Here is a 16,286-nt window from a genome sequence, read left to right as displayed (position 1 = left end):
CGATTGGCTGGTCAGTGTTGCTTCGCGGCGTCGAGCTTCGCCAGTTCCTCGTCGCGCAGCGCGCGGCGCAGGATCTTGCCGACGTTCGTCTGCGGCAGCGAGTCCCGGAACTCGACGAACTTCGGCATCTTGTAGCCGGTGAGGTTCTTGCGGCAGTGCGCGAGCACGTCGTCGACCGTGAGCGCCGGGTCGCGGCGCACGACGAACACCTTGATCCGCTCGCCCTGCACGTCGTCGGGGATGCCGATCGCTGCCGCTTCGCTGATGCCCGGGTGCATGACCAGCACTTCCTCGATCTCGTTCGGATACACGTTGAAGCCCGACACGAGGATCATGTCCTTCTTGCGGTCGATCAGACGGATGAAGCCGCGCTCGTCCATCACGCCGATGTCGCCGGTGGCGAGCCAGCCGTCGGCGTCGATCACCTTCGCGGTCTCGTCGGGCCGTTGCCAGTAGCCGCGCATCACCTGCGGCCCGCGCACGCAAAGCTCGCCGGGCTCGCCGATGCCGGCCCAGGTGCCGTCCTCGCGGCGAAAGCGCACCATCGTCGATGGCGCCGGCAGGCCGATCGAGCCGCTGAACGAGGCCATGTCGGTCAGGTCCACCGGATTCATCGTGACGATCGGCGAACATTCGGTGAGCCCGTAGCCTTCGACGACCGGCCGCCCCGTGACCTGCTGAAAGCGATCCGCGACCGCGCGCTGCATCGCCATCCCGCCGGCCATCGCGAGCTTCAGCTTCGAGAAGTCGCGCTTGCAAAATTCCTCGTTGTCGAGGAACGCGTTGTACAGCGTGTTGATGCCGGTGATCCCGGTGAACGTTTCGTGGCGAATGATCTTCATCACCATCGTCATGTCGCGCGGGTTCGCGATCAGGATGTTGCGCCCGCCGAGGCCCATGAAGATGAACGCGTTCACGGTCAGCGAATAGATGTGATAGAGCGGCAGCGGCGTCAGCACGGTTTCGACTTCGCCCGACACCTGGTCGGCGATCCAGGCCTTCGCCTGCAGCAGGTTCGCGATCAGGTTGCCGTGCGTGAGCATCGCGCCTTTCGCGACGCCGGTCGTGCCGCCCGTGTATTGCAGGAACGCGAGGTCGTCGCGTGTCGCCGGTACCGGCTGCGGTTTGCCGCGGGCGCCGAGCGCGAGCGCCGCGCGCAGCCGGATCGCCTGCGGCAGGTTGTAGGCCGGCACGAGCTTTTTCACGTGCTTGAGCACGAAGTTGATCAGGCGTCCCTTCGCATTGAAGCCGTCGGCGAGCAGATCGCCGAGCGCGGTGACGACGATGTTCTTCACCTGGGTTTCCGGCAGCGCGTCCTGCAGCGTGCGTGCGAAGTTCTCGAACACGACGATCGTCTGCGCGCCGCTGTCCTTCAGCTGGTGCGCGAGTTCGCGGGCGGTGTAGAGCGGGTTCACGTTGACGACGACCGCGCCGGCCTTGAGCGTGCCGAACAGCGCGATCGGGTACTGGAACGTGTTCGGCAGCATGATCGCGACGCGGTCGCCGGGCTTGACGCCGATGTCTTGCAGATACGACGCGAACGCGTCGACTTTCTGTGCGAGCGTGCGGTACGTCATCGACGCGCCGGCGCTGACGTAGGCGACGCGTTCGGCGAAGCGCGTCGTGCATTCGTCGAAGAACTGCACGAGCGATGCGTATTGCGTGACGTCGATTTCGTGCGGCACGCCGCGCGGATACGACGCGTACCAGATGCCGTCGGTGTTCGGCGGGAGCTGGGTTGCTGCGGTTGCTGCGGATGATGACATGATGTGTCTCCGTGTCGGTGAGAGTTAGCGCTTCAGCGCTTACTCTCACCCCATGCTTCGCGGTCGGTGAGAGTTAGCGCTTCAGCGCTTACTCTCACCCCATGCTTTGCAGTCGGCGACAGTAGGCGCTTCGGCACTTACTCGCGTCCATGCTTCGCGGTCGGTGAACGTCGGCGCTTCAGCGCTTGCTCTTGCCCGGTGCTTTTCCATCGACGAAAGCCGGCCGGCCTTCCGCCGCGTGACATCCGTTCGGCCCGGGCCGGCGCATCCCCGCCAGCCCAGGCAACGTCCGTCGTGACATGCCGCCTGCGCGGCTCTATGCGATCAGTTCGCCGAATGCATCGTCGCCGTATCGACGGCTGCCGTGCTCGACGGCAATCCGAACGCTTCGCTCGCGCCCGCATCGTCGAGCACGGCCGCGAAGATCGACAGTTGCGCGCTGTCGGGCATCGGCGCCTTCAGCGCGGCGACGATCAGCGACGACAGCCGCGCGATCATCTGCACGTCGTTCATCGTGCGGCCTTGCGAGAATTCGTCGATCAGGCTTTCGGTTTCGGCGCCGGCCAGCGCGCCGGACAGCGCACCGATCGCGAAGTGCAGCCGCCAGCCGAGCTCCGTGCGCGGCAGATGCGGCAGCGCACGCTGGAACGCATCGAAGAAACGGCCCGCGACGCTCGCATAGTGCGCGGTCAGGAAGTTGCGCACGAACGGCGACGGGTCGGTGTACGCACGGCCGATCAGCCGCAGGAACGCGGGCCCGCCGCGATCGGGATCGCGCGATGCCTTGAGCGCGGGAATGAACATCGCGCCGAGCACGTGTTCGCAGGTGATCTGCGCGCCGAGCTGCGCGTCGAAGCGATCGAGAATGCCGAGACGTTCCTGATTGAGCTGATCGAGCCGGCGCGACAGCATCGCGTGAATCAGCGCTTCCTTGCTGCCGAAGTGGTAGTTGACCGCGGCGAGGTTCACCGCCGCGCGCGACGTGATCTGCCGCATCGACATCGCTTCGAAGCCGTGCTCGATGAACAGATCCTCGGCCGCATCGAGAATGCGCGCCTTCGTCCCGCCGGTCTGCCGATTGCCGGCTGACCGCGCCCCGGACGGCCGTCCTGCTGACGGTCGCCCCTCCTGACTGACTGCCATGTCCCGCCTCCCAATGCCGGTCGCCCGGCCGCGAACAGGTGATTCGATTATCTGATTCAAACGGCTGTTTTTATTAAGATAAAAAAACGCGGGCGGCGCGGGCAAGCGGGGAATCTGGACAAATTCCTCTAGTTCGATGTGCAGGTGCGGCAATCGTCGCGAGCGACCGCGCGCGGACGCGGCGCACGCGATGATGCATTGCGGAAACGGGCGGCCTCAGCCGGCGGTGGTACGCGTATTGACCGATTGCGTCATGTCGATGCCGCGGCGTTCGCGGCTGAACAGGATCAGCACGGCGATCACGACGGCGACGATGCCGGCGACGAGCGCGAGCGCAAAAGCGTAGTTGTTGCCTTGCGAAACCGCGAGCGACGCCTGCATCGTCGCGTTACCCGACGCGAGCAGGTTGCCGAGCTGATAGACGACGCCGGGGAAGGTCGCGCGGATTTCGTCCGGCGAGATCTCGTTCAGATGCACGGGGATCACGCCCCACGCGCCCTGCACGGAGATCTGCATCAGGAACGCGCCGGCGGCGAGCGCGAGCGCGCCGCTCGAGAACGCCCACAGCGGCAGCACCGGCAGCGCGATCAGCGCGGCGATGAAGATCGCGCGACGGCGGCCGATGCGCTCGGAAATCGCGCCGAACGACAACCCGCCGACGATCGCGCCGACGTTCAGCACGATCGTGATCAACGACACCGCGTGCGGATCGAAGTGATGCTGTTCGCGCAGGAAGGTCGGGTAGAGATCCTGCGTGCCGTGCGAGAAGAAGTTGAACGCGGTCATCAGCACGATCGCGTAGATCGTGAGCTTCCAGTTCTGCTGCAGCGTGGCGGCGAGCCCCGGCCGCGCACGCTTTTCCATCTGCTTCCACGCAGGCGATTCGGGCACGTGCGCGCGCACGTACAGCACGAGCAGCGCCGGCAGCACGCCGATCATGAACATTCCGCGCCAGCCGATGTACTGATAGAAGAGACCGAATACGATCGAGGCGAGCAGATAGCCGCTCGGATAGCCGGCCTGCAGCAATCCGGACACGACGCCGCGCGCGTGGGTCGGCACGGTTTCCATCGTCAGCGCGGAGCCGACGCCCCATTCGCCGCCCATCGCGATGCCGAACAGCGCGCGCAGCACCAGCAGCGCGGTCAGGCTCGGCGCGAAGCCGGACGCGAGCTCGAGCAGCGAGTAGCACGCGATGTTGACCATCAGCGTCGGGCGGCGGCCGAAGCGGTCGGCGAGCCGGCCGAAGATCAGCGCGCCGATCGGGCGCATCGCGAGCGTCAGCGTGAGCGCGAACGCGACGGCGGGAATCGTCGACGCGAATTCGGCGGCGATGTCCTTCAGCACGAACACCATCAGGAAAAAGTCGAACGCGTCGAGCGTCCATCCGAGATAGGCGGCGATCGTGACGTTGCGTTGTTCGCGGGTCCAGCTCATGTCCGAGGTCTCCTCGTTGGCTTGCGCGCTCACGATCTGCAGGCGGATGCCGGTCCGGCTCGCGCGCGGTGCGGGGGCATGAATCGAGTGTAGGCCGCCGCGCCGCGCGATGTGGGGCGCGATAACCGAGAATCGGGAATAATCCCTACGAAATGCACTGTTGCGAAACCGGGAACGCGGCCGCGCGAGACAAGCGACAGGCATCTGTATCATTCCGGAAGGCTTGCTGTATCCGTTATGTAATGCGATGCGCGATGCGCATCGTCCCCGCATCTGGAGTGCCGATGTCCGAACCTTCCATCACCACGTTGCCCGTCCTCGCGACCGAGCGGCTGTGGCTGCGGCCGCGCGTGCTGGCCGATCTCGACGCGAGCATCGAGATGGATCGCGATCCGGAAGTCACGCGGCACATCGCCGGGCCGTGGCACGACCCGGCCGAACACCGGCGCTTCGTCACGCACCGGATCACGCGCGACTATCCGCCCGGCCTCGGCTACTGGTCGATCTTCGAGAAGGCTGCGCCCGACGTGTTCATCGGCTGGATCCTGCTGATTCCCGACTACGCGGACGGCGCGCGCGACGTCGAGATCGGCTGGCGGCTCGTGCGTGCCGCGTGGGGGCGCGGCATCGCGAGCGAGGCCGCCGCGGCCGTCGTGCGTCACGCGTTCGACACCGTGCGGCTGCCGCGCGTGATCGCCGACATCGCCGACGCGAACACGGGCTCGCTGAACGTCGCGCGCAAGCTGGGGATGCGCCGCGTGGGCGTCGTGCAGGACGGAATTCCGTACATTCGCCATCGTCTCGAACGCGACGACCTGCGCGCGTGACGCTGCGAGCGGCAACGCGGCGCGGCCGGTTGCCCGCGCTCGTCAAACGCGCGCGCATCGGCTCGTGACGTTCGGCTCGTGACGTATTAACGGCCCGCCAGATCAGGAGTATCGTTGCCGGAAATCCGCCACATGGGGTACGACCATGGCACTCGGCAACGACGTTCATCTGATTCCCGTCCGGCTCGACTCGCTGCGCCCGACGCAAATGACGGTCGGCTATCGCGAAGTGAAAGCGAAGCGCAAGCACTGGAAGGCCCTCGACAAGCGCGCACGCAAGGCCGCGATCGAATCGCACTGGTTTCCGGCCGTCCTCGGCCCAGGCGGGCTGCACTACATCACCGATCATCACCATCTCGGGCTCGCGCTGATCGAGGAAGGGGAGTCGCGCGTGAACGCGATGCTGTTGAAGGACTTGTCCTGGCTCGACGACACGATCTTCTGGCGGATGATGGAACACAACCAGTGGGTGCATCCGTTCGGCGCGGACGGCTCGCGTCGCAACTACGCGCATCTGCCGAAGTCGTTGACGGAGCTCGAGGACGATCCGTATCGCAGCCTCGCCGGCGAACTGCGCACTGCCGGCGGCTATGCGAAGGACGCGACGCCGTTCAGCGAGTTCCTGTGGGCCGACTACCTGCGCCAGCATGTGACCCTCGACCAGATCCGCAAGAACTTCGCGAAGGCGCTCGACGTCGCGCTGCGCCGCGCACACGACCAGGACGCGCGCTATCTGCCCGGCTGGTCGGGTGTGATCGCCGTCAAGCCCTGACACGCGCACGACGGCTCCCGCTCATGACCATCGTACAGACCCGACCGGATGCCGGCCCGCAGCATCCCGAGCATTTCGCTGCGCCCGATGCCGCAACGCCGCCACCGACGACGCGGCGCATCGGCGTCGATGCGCTCGCCGGCCTGTCGATCGCCGGGCTGCTGATTCCCGAGGCAGTCGCGTACGCGGGCCTCGCGAACCTGCCGCCGCAGGCCGGTCTCATCGCGCTGCTGTCGGGGCTCGTCGTCTATGCGCTGACCGGCAGCAGCCGCTTCGCGATCGTGTCGTCGACGTCATCGTCGGCGGCGGTGCTCGCCGCGACCGTGCTGGCCGAATCCGGAATGGCGCTCGCCGCGCAGCTCGCGCTCGCGGCCGCGCTCGTCGCGATGACGGGCGTGCTGTTCATCCTCGCGGGCGCCGCACGGCTCGGCGGCATGTCGGATTTCATCGCGCGTCCGGTGCTGCGCGGCTTCACGTTCGGACTCGCGCTGACGATCGTCATCAAGCAGCTGCCGAAAATTCTTACGATCCCCGTGCATCACGGCGACGCGCCGCATGTCGCACTCGAGCTCGTCACCGGCGCGCCGCACGCTAACCTCGCGAGCGTCGCGCTCGGCGCGACCGCGCTCGCGCTGCTGTTCGCGCTCGGGCGCCGTTCGCGCGTGCCGGCGACGCTCGTCGTCATCGTGCTGTCGATCGCGGCCAGCTATCTGCTCGACTGGCAGCGCTACGGGATCGCGATGGTCGGACACATCGATTTCCGGCACCTCGACTTCGGGCTGCCGCATCTCGATCGCAACGCATGGATGCAGACGATCGAGCTCGCGTTCGCGCTGATGCTGATCCTGTATGCGGAATCGTACGGATCGATTCGCAGCTTCGCGCTGAAGCACGGCGACAGCGTGTCGGCGAACCGCGACCTGGTCGCGCTCGGCTGCGCGAACCTGGTATCGGGGCTGCTGCACGGGATGCCGGTCGGCGCCGGTTATTCGGCGACGTCCGCGAACGAGGCGGCCGGTGCGCAATCGCGGTTCGCGGGCTTGTGGGCGGCCGCCGTGGTCGCGCTGATCGTGTGGCTGCTGCTGCCGCAGCTCGCGCGCACGCCGGAGCCGGTGCTCGCGGCGATCGTGATCTTCGCGGTCAGCCATTCGCTGCACCCGTCGGTGTTCCGGCCGTACTGGGCCTGGCATCGCGACCGGCTCGTCGTGATCGCCGCGCTGCTCGCGGTGCTCGTGCTCGGCGTGCTGCACGGGTTGCTCGCGGCGATCGGCGTGAGCCTCTTGCTGACGCTGCGCAAGCTGTCGGAGCCGAACGTCAGCGTGCTCGGCCGGCTGCGCGACGGGCACGATTTCGTCGATGTCGCGAATCACGCCGATGCGAAGCCGGTCGCCGGCGTGCTGATCGTGCGGCCCGAGGCGCAGCTGTTCTTCGCGAACGCGGACCGGATGCTCAATCGCGTGCGCGTGCTGCTGAAGGCCGCGCCGGACACGCATACGGTGATGCTGAGCCTCGAGGAAACGCCGGACGTCGACGGCACGACGATCGAGTCGCTGCGCACGTTCGCGGCCGAATGCGCGGCGCGCGGGCTGCAGTTCGCGATCGTGCGGCTCAAGGAGCACGCGCTGCATGCGCTGCGCCGCGCGGCGGACGATACGCTGCGCGACGACGCGATGTCGGAACTGAGCGTCGACGAAAGCCTGCAATTGCTGCAGGCGCGCGGCAACGCCGGAGCGCGCGACGCGCGCGGTGCGTGACGACGCGGCGCGCATGCGCCGTCTCGGACGTCGAAGTGCGGCTCCGTGCGATTCAGCGCCGCTCGCTGCCGCCTAGTGCGACAGCGCGGTGTCGGCCGGCTCACCGTGCGCGCGACGGCCGACGACGCCGGCGACTTCTTCCGCCGTCGGCGCATACGCACCCGCATGCGCGCAGGTGACCGCCGCGCACGCGGCCGCGTAGCGCAGATGATCGGCGGCCGTTGCGTCGGGATGCGCGAGCTGGCTCGCGAGCCAGCCTCCGATGCTGGCGTCGCCGCAGCCGACGGTGTCGGCGACCTCGGTCGCGAACGCCGGCTGGAACAGCGCGGTGTCGCGATGCAGCAGCTGCATGCCGGCCGCGCCGCGCGTGACGAGCACGGTCGCATCGGGCGCCCACGTACGCAATTGCGCGAGCGCGGCTGCTTCGTCGAGTTCGGGAAACAGCCCGCGCAGATCTTCATCGGATACCTTGATCCAGTCGGCGAGACCGGCGAGCCGGCGCAGCGTGTCGCGATACGACGGCGCGGCCATCGGCGCGCGATAGTTCGGGTCGAACGAGATCCGCTTGCCGGCCGCGCGCGCGGCCTGCACGACGTCGATCAGGCGCGACGCGAGCGGCTCCCGCACGACGCCGAGCGAGCCGACATGCACGATTTCCGCCGCGTCGAGCGCGCCGTCGGGCAGATCGGCAGGATCGAACGCGAGGTCGGCGCTGTTCTCGCCGATGAAGAAATACTCGGGCGGCTGTTTCGACACGACCATCGCGAGCAGCGGCGGGCGGTCGACCTGGCGGATGAAGCGCAGGTCGAGCCCGGCTTCGGCGCTTCTGCGCATCAGTTCGTCGCCGAAGATGTCGCGGCTGACCGTGCCGGCGAACGCCGTCGGCACGCCGAGCCGCGCACTGACGCGCGCGACGTTCCAGCACGAGCCGCCGGCGATGCTGCGCCAGTGCTGCGCGCCGTCGCGGATGAAATCGGTCAGCGCTTCGCCGAATACGATCAGGCGGGGCAACGTCGTCGTCATGTCGAAACCTCGTGCCGCGCGCGTCGCGCGGCGGTACAGCGGTTGAGAGGAGCGGCCGGGCAGGGCCGGGCGTCGCGTGACGCGACACGGCACGGCCCGGCGCCGGCCGGGATCGCCGAATCGTGCGGCGCGCTCAGCGCGGGCTGCTCCAGCCCTTGTAGCCCTTCACGTTGTCGCGCGTGACGAGCGTCGGCTCGATCAGGATCATCGGATTGGCCGGCTTCTGGCCGTTCATGATCCCGTAGCCGACGTTGACGGCCTGCTGCGCCATCGCCCACGGATCCTGGCTCGACGACGCCTGCACGAGCGTGTTCGACTTCAGCGCCACTTCGATATCGGGCGCGCCGTCGACCGACGTGATCACGATGTTCGGGCGGTTCAGCTGCTTCGCCGCGAGATCGCTGCCGATCGCCTGCGGGTCATTGATCGTGAACACGCCGTCGAGCTTCGGGAAGCGCGTCAGATAACCCTGCATCGCGTTCATCCCGCCTTCGCGCGAGCCCTTGCCATCCTGGTCGCTCGACAGCAGCTTGATGCCCGGGTTCTTCGCGAGCACGGCCTTGCAGCCGTTCACGCGATCGATCACCGCCGACACCTGCGGGCCGTTCTCGATGATCACGTTGCCCTTGCCGTTCAGTTTCTTCGCGAGGTAGTCGCATGCGAGCTCGCCGGCCTTCACGTTGTTGGTCTGCACGGTCGCGTTCGCGCCGGCGGCCGCGACGTCCACCGCGACGACCGTGATGCCGGCCGCCTGCGCCTTCTTCACCGCGGGCTCGATCGCCTTCGGATCGGTCGCGTTCAGCAGGATCATGTCGACGTGCGCGGAGATGAAGTTGTCGATCTGCGTGAACTGCTTGTTCAGGTCGTAGTCCGCCGAAACCGCGGTGACTTTCGCATTCGGATTGAGTTGCTTCGCGCGCGCTTCGGCGCCCTTGACGATCGTGACGAAGTACGGGTTGCCGAGCGACCCGACCGTGACGCCGATCGATTTCAGCGGCTTGTCGGCGGCATGGGCGGCGGGGGCGCCGAAGGCGAGTGCGCAGGCGACGGCGGTCAGGGCGGCTTGGTGCTTGAACATGTCGTTGTGTCTCCGGAAGGTCCGTTGGCGGACGGGCGCAGGAGGACCTGCCTGCGCCTCGATGGTTGAACGTTGAGCGATACGGGGCGGATACGCGTCAGGTACGGGCCGAGTCGCGCTGGCGGTAGCGGTCGAGCGCGACCGCGCCGATGATCACGAGCCCCTTGATGATGTATTGCCAGATGTCGGACACGCCGAGCAGCACGAGGCCGTTGGTCAGCACCGCGATGATCAGCGCGCCGATCAGCGTGCCGACGATCGACCCGACCCCGCCGACGAAGCTCGTGCCGCCGAGGATCACCGCGGCGATCGCGTCGAGTTCGTACGACTGGCCGAGCTGCAGCCCGTTGGCCGCATAGAGGCGCGCGGCCGACATCACCGCACCGAGGCCGGCGAGCAGGCCCGACGCCGCATAGACGAACAGCTGGATCGCGCGCACGTTGATGCCTGAGAGCCGCGCGGCCTCGGGATTGCCGCCGACCGAATAGATGCGCATCCCGAGCACGGTGCGGCGCAGGATGAACCACGACAGCGCGATCACCGCGACCGCGATGATGACGAGCCACGGCACGCCGAGCACCGAGCCGTTGCCGATGAACGCGAACGGCAACTGCGGGTTGAAGACGGTCGTGTCGTTGCCGATCAGGCGGGCGACGCCGCGCACGGCGGTCATCGCGCCGAGCGTGACGATGAACGGCGGCAGGCGCAGGAACGAGATCAGGCCGCCGTTGATCGCGCCGAACACGAGACCGACGGCAAGCGCGATCGGCACACCGAGCCAGCCCCAGCCGGGGATGGTCGACGCGAGCAGCGCGGCGACGGCCGACGCGGCGAGCACCGAGCCGACCGACAGGTCGATGCCGCCCGTCAGGATCACGAACGTCATGCCGGCGGCGAGCACGATGTTGATCGATGCCTGCTGCGTAACGATCGACAGGTTTTGCAGCGTGAAGAAGCCGTCGGTCAGAAAGCCGAAGCCGATGCACAGGACCAGCAGCACCGGCAGCATGCCGGCGGTGCGCATCAGCGACTGCATGCGCGCGCGATGATCGGCGCCGCGCAACAGCGGCGTACGGTTGGCGACCGGATGGGCCGCCGCGGAAGCGAGGTTCCGCTGCTTGGTCGGGTTGATCATTTCGGTACCTTGAATGAAGAGGGAAATGAAGGGGCCGTGGTCAGTGCGCGTCGGCGAGTTCGGCCTGCGAGCCGGTCGCGAGCGCGATGATCGCTTCCTGCGTGATCGGCGTGTGCGTGTGGCCGCCGAGTTCGCCGGCGATCTCGCCTTCGCGCATCACGAGCACGCGGTCGGCGACGCCGATGATTTCCGGCAATTCGCTCGAGATCACGATCACGCCGACGCCCGCGCGGGCCAGTTCGTTGATGATCCGGTAGATCTCGGACTTCGCGCCGATATCGACGCCGCGCGTCGGTTCGTCGAGGATCAGCACGCGCGGCTTCGTCTCGAGCAGGCGCGACAGCAGCACCTTCTGCTGATTGCCGCCCGACAGCGCGCCGACGTTCACGTTCGCGTTCGGCACGCGGATCGACAGCGACGCGATCGCGTCGCGCGCGCGTTCGGCGCCGCGCGCGAGATCGAGCGCGCCGAGCCGCGCGTCGCGGTTGCACACCGAGATGTTGATGTTGTCGCGCACGCTCATGTCGAGGAACAGGCCCTGGCGCTTGCGGTCTTCCGTCAGGTAGACGAGGCCTGCGTCGATCGCGTCGCGCGGCGAATGCGCGCCGAACGTGCGATCGCCGAGCTTCACGTCGCCGCGCGTGCGCGGCTCCGCGCCGAAGATCAGCCGCGCGAGCTCGGTGCGGCCCGCGCCGACGAGCCCCGCGATGCCCAGCACTTCGCCCGCATGCAGATCGAGGCTGCAGCCGCGCACGCGGTCGCCGTCGGCGATGTCGCGTACAGACAGCAGCAGGTGGCCGGGGTCGTACGGCGCGTGTTCCTTCTTGTAGAAGCCCGAGATGTCGCGGCCCACCATCATCGCGACGAGCCGCTCGGCCGACAGCGACGCGCGTTCGAGCGTGCCGACGTACGACCCGTCGCGGAGCACCGACACGCGGTCCGACAGTTCGTAGATCTCCGCCATCCGATGGCTGATGTAGATGATCGCGAGACCTTCCTCGCGCAACTGGCGGATCAGGCCGAACAGGTGCTCGGTTTCGCGCGACGACAGCGGCGTCGTCGGCTCGTCCATCACGAGGATGCGCGCGCGGGTGTGCACGGCGCGCGCGATCTCGACGAGCTGCTGTTCGGCGATCGACAGCGTGCCGACGAGCGTGTCGGGGCCGAACGGCGCGCCGAGGCGCGCGAGCACGTCCTGGCAGCCGCGCGCCATCGCCGCGCGGTCGATGGTGCCCCAGCGCCGGTTGCCGCGTCGCAGTTCGCGGCCGACGTAGATGTTTTCCGCGACGCTCAGGTTCGGCGCGAGGCACAGCTCCTGGTAGATCACCGCGACGCCGGCATCGCGCGCGGCGAGCGGGCCGTCGACGTCGATGCGCTCGCCGTCGATCAGGATCTCGCCGCCGGCGTCGGCCTGGTACGCGCCCGACAGGATCTTCATCAGCGTCGACTTGCCGGCGCCGTTCTCGCCCATCAGCGAATGGATCTCGCCCGGATAGACGGTCAGGCTGACGTTGTCGAGCGCGCGCACGGCCGGGAACGTCTTGCTGATCCGGCGCATCTCGAGCAACGGCCGGGGCGACTCAGATCGCGACATGGTTCACCTCCTGCGATTCGATGCGGGCGCCCTTGAGGATGCCGGCCCGCGGGGAGAAATTGAAATACATCGGCAGCGTCGCGGCGCCGATCGCGCCGGCGTCGGCGCCGAACGTGCCGCGCACCAGCGTCGGCGTGCCGCGCGCTTCCGGCGCAGTTGCGACGAGCGCCGCGCGCAGGCGCGTCGTCACCGCGTCGAGGAGACCGGCGTCGGTATCGGCGTCGAGCACGACCACCGGCGCATCGATCACGCAGAGCACCGCGCGTAACGCCGGCGCAAGCGCGTCGACGCAATCGTCGATCCATTCGTCGACGGCCGGCAGGCCGCGGGCGATGCATGCTTCGAGATCGGCGCGGTTCTCGACCGTCTCGCCGTGATGGCGCAGGTGGCGCACGAGCGCGTGCAGCGATGCGCGGGCGAGCAGGATGTCCCATGGGCCGCGCGGCGGCGGCGCGGACGCCAGCCGGCTCGGCGGCACGGGAATCACGGCGATGTCGCCGGCGTTGCCGGTCACGCCGCGCAGGCAGTCGCCGTCGATCGCGATGCCGCCGCCGATCGCGGGCCCGATGAACAGGTACACGAAGTCGTCGCACTGCCGGCCGTAACCGTAGAACAGTTCGGCGATCGCGGCCGCGTTGCCGTCGTTTTCGCCGAACACCGGCAGCGCGACCGTGCGGCTGAGGTCGCTCGCGAAGTCGACGTCTTCCCATGCGCGGAACGTGTCGGGCGCGAGGCCGAGCTCGCGCATCCAGGCGCCGAGGTTGTACGGTTGTGCGACGCCGACGCCTGCAAGGCGTGCGCGTTCGTGTGCGGGGAGGAGGTCCTGCATCGCGTCGATGTCGCGCCGCACGATGTCGAGCACGTCGGCGGGCGGCGGGAGCAACGTGTCGTGCGAGCGGCGGCCGAGCACGTCGCCGGCGAAATTGACGAGCGCAGTCTCGATGCGCATCCGGTCGAGATGAACGCCGATGCCGAACGCGCCTCGCGGATCGAGGCGGATCAGCGACGCCGGCTGGCCGCGCTGGCCTTCGGTGCGGCCGGCGAACTCGATCAGCTTCGCGTCGGCGAGCGACGCGATGATGCTGCCGACTGCCGTGCCCGTCATGTTCGCGAGACGCGCGAGATCGGCCTTCGACGCGCTGCCCGCGCGGCGCAGCGTCTTGAGCAGCAGGCGCTCGTTGTAACGGCGCACGTTGGCCGAATTGCTTCCCTGGCCGATGTGCGGGCTTCTCATGGCGTCTCCTTCCATGTTGGGCCGGCGGCCGGCGCATTAAATAAATCATGTTGATTTATTTAACCGCGTGAGCAGCGGCATGTCAGCCTAGGGAAATCCCGGTTGTGTCCGCGATTGGCGATCCCGCGATCCGTTGCGAGATCCGGATTTTCGAATTCGTCTGATGGATTTGCTGCCGGCCGCACGTCACGATTGGCCAGCTGATGCTGCATGCGACAGCGCAGCGGGAAGAGGGCGATGTGTGCGGGCGCCGCGTGATGCGGGGCCGGCAGCGTCGATCGTTCATTGGGCGCAGTACGGCGGAAGCCGTCCAGCGCCAGCATTCGGGAGAAACGCCATGCATCGTACGACGCGGCCTTCAGTATCGCTGCTCGATCCTTATACCGGCAGCGGGCCGCTGCCGCTTTACACGACGACGGTCACCGTCACCGGCGGCGAAGCGGCCCACGGGCGATCGTCCGGGCGCGCGCGTTCGGCAACTGGCGAACTCGATCTGTCGTTACGCCTGCCGGTTGAATTGGGCGGCGCGGGCGGCGGTACGAATCCGGAGCAACTGTTCGCGGCCGGCTTCGCGGCGTGTTTTCATGGCGCGTTGACGCTGGTTGCGATGAAGCGGCGGGTCCGGTTGCCCGATGATCTCGCCATCTCGGCCAGTGCGACGTTCGAGCGCGATCCGGCGGATGGGATGTTTGCGATTGCGCTCGACCTGGAAGTCCACATGCCGGGCGTCGATGCGAACGATGCGCGCGAACTCGTTGCACAGACCGAGGCGATTTGTCCTTACGCGAAGATGGCGAGAGAGGGGATCCGGCACGCTGTGCGCATCAGTGGGGCGGTGTAAAGCGCGATGGGGTGGTGAGTTTTCCGCGGGGGAGGGCGGAAATGAAAAAAGGCCGGCTATAAGCCGGCCTTTTTAAAAACAGATGGTGCCCAGGAGAGGACTCGAACCTCCACGGTGTTGCCACCGCTAGGACCTGAACCTAGTGCGTCTACCAATTCCGCCACCTGGGCACGTTTCGCTTGCTGCGATGCGAAAGACCGCTATTCTAGCGTGTCCGAAGGTTCTGTCAACACAATTTGACGGCTTGAACGCAAATATTTTCCAGCTTGTTTCGTCGGCGACAGAAGGGGGTGAGCGGGGGGCAATACACGTGCTCGCCGAAGTGATCGAGTGCAGACGGGGCCGTTGCGCGTACTTTGCGATTCGACGCCGGAAATAAAAAAGGCCGGCTATAAGCCGACCTTTTTAAAAACAGATGGTGCCCAGGAGAGGACTCGAACCTCCACGATGTTGCCACCGCTAGGACCTGAACCTAGTGCGTCTACCAATTCCGCCACCTGGGCACGTTTGCAGTAGCTGCTTGCTGCAAAGAAGCGAGATTATAGCGTGTCTGGAAACGCTGTCAACACAATTCGATCGATGCGATAAAAATATCGCGTGCCGTGTGCCGCGACGTCACGCGCCAATCGGCTCCGCCCGTTTGGCCGTGAAATTCCATCGCAGCGCCTCCCGCGTGTCGACGCGGGCGGGCAGCAAGCCGGCCGCGAGAAAAGTATCGGCGATCGTCTGCTGTTCACCGAAATTCTGCGCGGCAACGGCCCGCACCAGATAGCTGCGGCGTGCGTTCGCGCGCTCGATCGTCTTTGCGTCGAGTCCCCAGATCGGCGCCAGCGTATTGGCGGCTTCCTGCTGATGGTCGCGCAGCCATGCGCCTGCCTGCGACAACCGATCGAACACGACTTGGATGGCGTCCGGGTGCGCGGCGGCAAAACTGCTCGACGCGAGGTAATAGCGCTGATACGACGCGAGACCGTTGCCGTCGGCCAGGATCCGCACGTCGGGATTCGCATCGACCGACGCGACGTACGGATCCCACGTGATCCAGGCATCGACGCTGTCGCGCTCGAATGCCGCGCGGCCGTCCGCGGGTGTCAGGTAGTGGATGACTGTGTCCCTCGCGGTGAGCTTTGCGCGTGCGAGCGCGGCAAGCAGCAGGTAGTGACTGCCGGCGGCCTTCGTGACGGCGATTCGCTTGTCCTTGAGATCGGCGAGCGCGCGCACGCTGCTGTCCTGCTTCACGATGATGGCCTGCGCTTTCGGTGACGGCGCTTCCTGCGCGACGTACACGAAGCGGGCATGCGCGGCCTGCGCGAAGACCGGAACCGTGTCCGCCACGTCGGCGCTGAAGTCGACCGCGCCGACGTTCAGTGCTTCGGTCAGCGGCAGGCCGCTCGCGAATTCATGCCACGACACGCGCAGGCCGAGCGGCGCCAGCGACTGCTCGAGCGTGCCGCGCGACTTGAGCAGCGTAATGAGCGTCGACGATTTCTGGTATCCGATACGCAACGTGGCGGACGTGTTCTCGGCGTGCGCCCCGATGCCGGCGGCGCTCATGCCGGCGGCCAGCATCGCGCGGGTGAACGCGCGGCGGTTCATCAACGTCATGGAGCGTGTTCCTCGTTGGATTCGTTGAAAGCGAGGCGGCTAACGTACCAACGGGGAAGCCGATCGATAAGCGATTA

Annotated in this window: 13 protein-coding genes and 2 tRNA genes; 4 read left to right on the top strand and 11 right to left on the bottom strand. The window is 67.2% G+C overall.

Annotated features, from left to right (window positions below; translation table 11 throughout):
- Positions 1–11: 11 nt before the first annotated feature.
- The 3 genes from BSE24067_RS07645 to BSE24067_RS07635 all read right to left on the bottom strand — a co-directional run bounded on the left by BSE24067_RS07645 (position 12) and on the right by BSE24067_RS07635 (position 4,346).
- Positions 12–1,766, bottom strand: coding sequence for an AMP-binding protein (locus BSE24067_RS07645; protein ID WP_151067983.1), 1,755 nt, complete (start codon positions 1,764–1,766; stop codon positions 12–14).
- A gap of 324 nt (positions 1,767–2,090) precedes the next feature.
- Positions 2,091–2,909, bottom strand: coding sequence for a TetR/AcrR family transcriptional regulator (locus BSE24067_RS07640; RefSeq protein WP_151067982.1), 819 nt, complete (start codon positions 2,907–2,909; stop codon positions 2,091–2,093).
- A 216-nt stretch (positions 2,910–3,125) separates the two neighbouring features.
- Positions 3,126–4,346 carry an MFS transporter gene (locus BSE24067_RS07635; RefSeq protein WP_151067980.1) on the bottom strand — a complete coding sequence of 407 codons (1,221 nt, stop codon included), beginning with the start codon at positions 4,344–4,346 and terminating at the stop codon, positions 3,126–3,128.
- Between the two features lie 284 nt (positions 4,347–4,630).
- On the opposite strand from BSE24067_RS07635, the gene BSE24067_RS07630 reads away from it, so the two are divergent.
- From BSE24067_RS07630 to BSE24067_RS07620, 3 genes are all read left to right on the top strand, one after another.
- Positions 4,631–5,173 carry a GNAT family N-acetyltransferase gene (locus BSE24067_RS07630; RefSeq protein WP_151067978.1) on the top strand — a complete coding sequence of 181 codons (543 nt, stop codon included), beginning with the start codon at positions 4,631–4,633 and terminating at the stop codon, positions 5,171–5,173.
- Between the two features lie 145 nt (positions 5,174–5,318).
- Positions 5,319–5,945, top strand: coding sequence for a ParB-like protein (locus tag BSE24067_RS07625; RefSeq protein ID WP_151067976.1), 627 nt, complete (start codon positions 5,319–5,321; stop codon positions 5,943–5,945).
- 23 nt (positions 5,946–5,968) lie between these two features.
- Positions 5,969–7,699 carry a SulP family inorganic anion transporter gene (locus BSE24067_RS07620; RefSeq protein WP_151067974.1) on the top strand — a complete coding sequence of 577 codons (1,731 nt, stop codon included), beginning with the start codon at positions 5,969–5,971 and terminating at the stop codon, positions 7,697–7,699.
- A gap of 72 nt (positions 7,700–7,771) precedes the next feature.
- On the opposite strand, the gene BSE24067_RS07615 is transcribed toward BSE24067_RS07620, so the two are convergent.
- The 5 genes from BSE24067_RS07615 to BSE24067_RS07595 form a co-directional block, all read right to left on the bottom strand.
- On the bottom strand, positions 7,772–8,722 hold the full coding sequence (locus BSE24067_RS07615) for a carbohydrate kinase family protein (RefSeq protein ID WP_151067972.1): 951 nt from the start codon (positions 8,720–8,722) through the stop codon (positions 7,772–7,774).
- Between the two features lie 133 nt (positions 8,723–8,855).
- Complete coding sequence (locus BSE24067_RS07610) at positions 8,856–9,800, bottom strand: ABC transporter substrate-binding protein (RefSeq protein ID WP_151067971.1); 945 nt, start codon at positions 9,798–9,800, stop codon at positions 8,856–8,858.
- Between the two features lie 97 nt (positions 9,801–9,897).
- Positions 9,898–10,935 carry an ABC transporter permease subunit gene (locus BSE24067_RS07605; RefSeq protein ID WP_151067969.1) on the bottom strand — a complete coding sequence of 346 codons (1,038 nt, stop codon included), beginning with the start codon at positions 10,933–10,935 and terminating at the stop codon, positions 9,898–9,900.
- 40 nt (positions 10,936–10,975) lie between these two features.
- On the bottom strand, positions 10,976–12,529 hold the full coding sequence (locus tag BSE24067_RS07600; protein ID WP_151067967.1) for a sugar ABC transporter ATP-binding protein: 1,554 nt from the start codon (positions 12,527–12,529) through the stop codon (positions 10,976–10,978).
- Positions 12,516–13,763, bottom strand: coding sequence for an ROK family protein (locus BSE24067_RS07595; protein ID WP_151067965.1), 1,248 nt, complete (start codon positions 13,761–13,763; stop codon positions 12,516–12,518). Before BSE24067_RS07595 ends, BSE24067_RS07600 begins: the two co-directional genes overlap by 14 nt.
- A 163-nt stretch (positions 13,764–13,926) precedes the next feature.
- Between BSE24067_RS07595 and BSE24067_RS07590 the strand changes: the two genes are divergently transcribed.
- Positions 13,927–14,604 (top strand): Ohr family peroxiredoxin, encoded by a 678-nt coding sequence (locus tag BSE24067_RS07590; RefSeq protein ID WP_341826486.1) that lies wholly within the window; start codon positions 13,927–13,929, stop codon positions 14,602–14,604.
- Positions 14,605–14,687: 83 nt separating this feature from the next.
- On the opposite strand, the gene BSE24067_RS07585 is transcribed toward BSE24067_RS07590, so the two are convergent.
- The 3 genes from BSE24067_RS07585 to BSE24067_RS07575 all read right to left on the bottom strand — a co-directional run bounded on the left by BSE24067_RS07585 (position 14,688) and on the right by BSE24067_RS07575 (position 16,209).
- Positions 14,688–14,774: transfer RNA gene (locus tag BSE24067_RS07585), tRNA-Leu, on the bottom strand.
- 246 nt (positions 14,775–15,020) lie between these two features.
- Positions 15,021–15,107: transfer RNA gene (locus tag BSE24067_RS07580), tRNA-Leu, on the bottom strand.
- Between the two features lie 112 nt (positions 15,108–15,219).
- Positions 15,220–16,209: an aliphatic sulfonate ABC transporter substrate-binding protein gene (locus tag BSE24067_RS07575; protein WP_151063583.1), complete on the bottom strand. Its 990-nt coding sequence runs from the start codon at positions 16,207–16,209 to the stop codon at positions 15,220–15,222.
- Between the last annotated feature and the right edge of the window lie 77 nt (positions 16,210–16,286).

The sequence above is a fragment of the Burkholderia latens genome, from assembly GCF_902499045.1.
GTDB lineage: Bacteria > Pseudomonadota > Gammaproteobacteria > Burkholderiales > Burkholderiaceae > Burkholderia > Burkholderia latens.
The sequence above is the reverse complement of the archived record's forward strand: the minus strand, read 5'-3'. Positions and strand labels throughout refer to the sequence as shown.

Coding starts and splice junctions, on each gene's coding strand:
- BSE24067_RS07645 (WP_151067983.1), bottom strand. CDS start 1,766: ATGTCATCATCCGCAGCAACCGCAGCAACCCAGCTCCCGCCGAACACC.
- BSE24067_RS07640 (WP_151067982.1), bottom strand. CDS start 2,909: ATGGCAGTCAGTCAGGAGGGGCGACCGTCAGCAGGACGGCCGTCCGGG.
- BSE24067_RS07635 (WP_151067980.1), bottom strand. CDS start 4,346: ATGAGCTGGACCCGCGAACAACGCAACGTCACGATCGCCGCCTATCTC.
- BSE24067_RS07630 (WP_151067978.1), top strand. CDS start 4,631: ATGTCCGAACCTTCCATCACCACGTTGCCCGTCCTCGCGACCGAGCGG.
- BSE24067_RS07625 (WP_151067976.1), top strand. CDS start 5,319: ATGGCACTCGGCAACGACGTTCATCTGATTCCCGTCCGGCTCGACTCG.
- BSE24067_RS07620 (WP_151067974.1), top strand. CDS start 5,969: ATGACCATCGTACAGACCCGACCGGATGCCGGCCCGCAGCATCCCGAG.
- BSE24067_RS07615 (WP_151067972.1), bottom strand. CDS start 8,722: ATGACGACGACGTTGCCCCGCCTGATCGTATTCGGCGAAGCGCTGACC.
- BSE24067_RS07610 (WP_151067971.1), bottom strand. CDS start 9,800: ATGTTCAAGCACCAAGCCGCCCTGACCGCCGTCGCCTGCGCACTCGCC.
- BSE24067_RS07605 (WP_151067969.1), bottom strand. CDS start 10,935: ATGATCAACCCGACCAAGCAGCGGAACCTCGCTTCCGCGGCGGCCCAT.
- BSE24067_RS07600 (WP_151067967.1), bottom strand. CDS start 12,529: ATGTCGCGATCTGAGTCGCCCCGGCCGTTGCTCGAGATGCGCCGGATC.
- BSE24067_RS07595 (WP_151067965.1), bottom strand. CDS start 13,763: ATGAGAAGCCCGCACATCGGCCAGGGAAGCAATTCGGCCAACGTGCGC.
- BSE24067_RS07590 (WP_341826486.1), top strand. CDS start 13,927: ATGGATTTGCTGCCGGCCGCACGTCACGATTGGCCAGCTGATGCTGCA.
- BSE24067_RS07575 (WP_151063583.1), bottom strand. CDS start 16,209: ATGACGTTGATGAACCGCCGCGCGTTCACCCGCGCGATGCTGGCCGCC.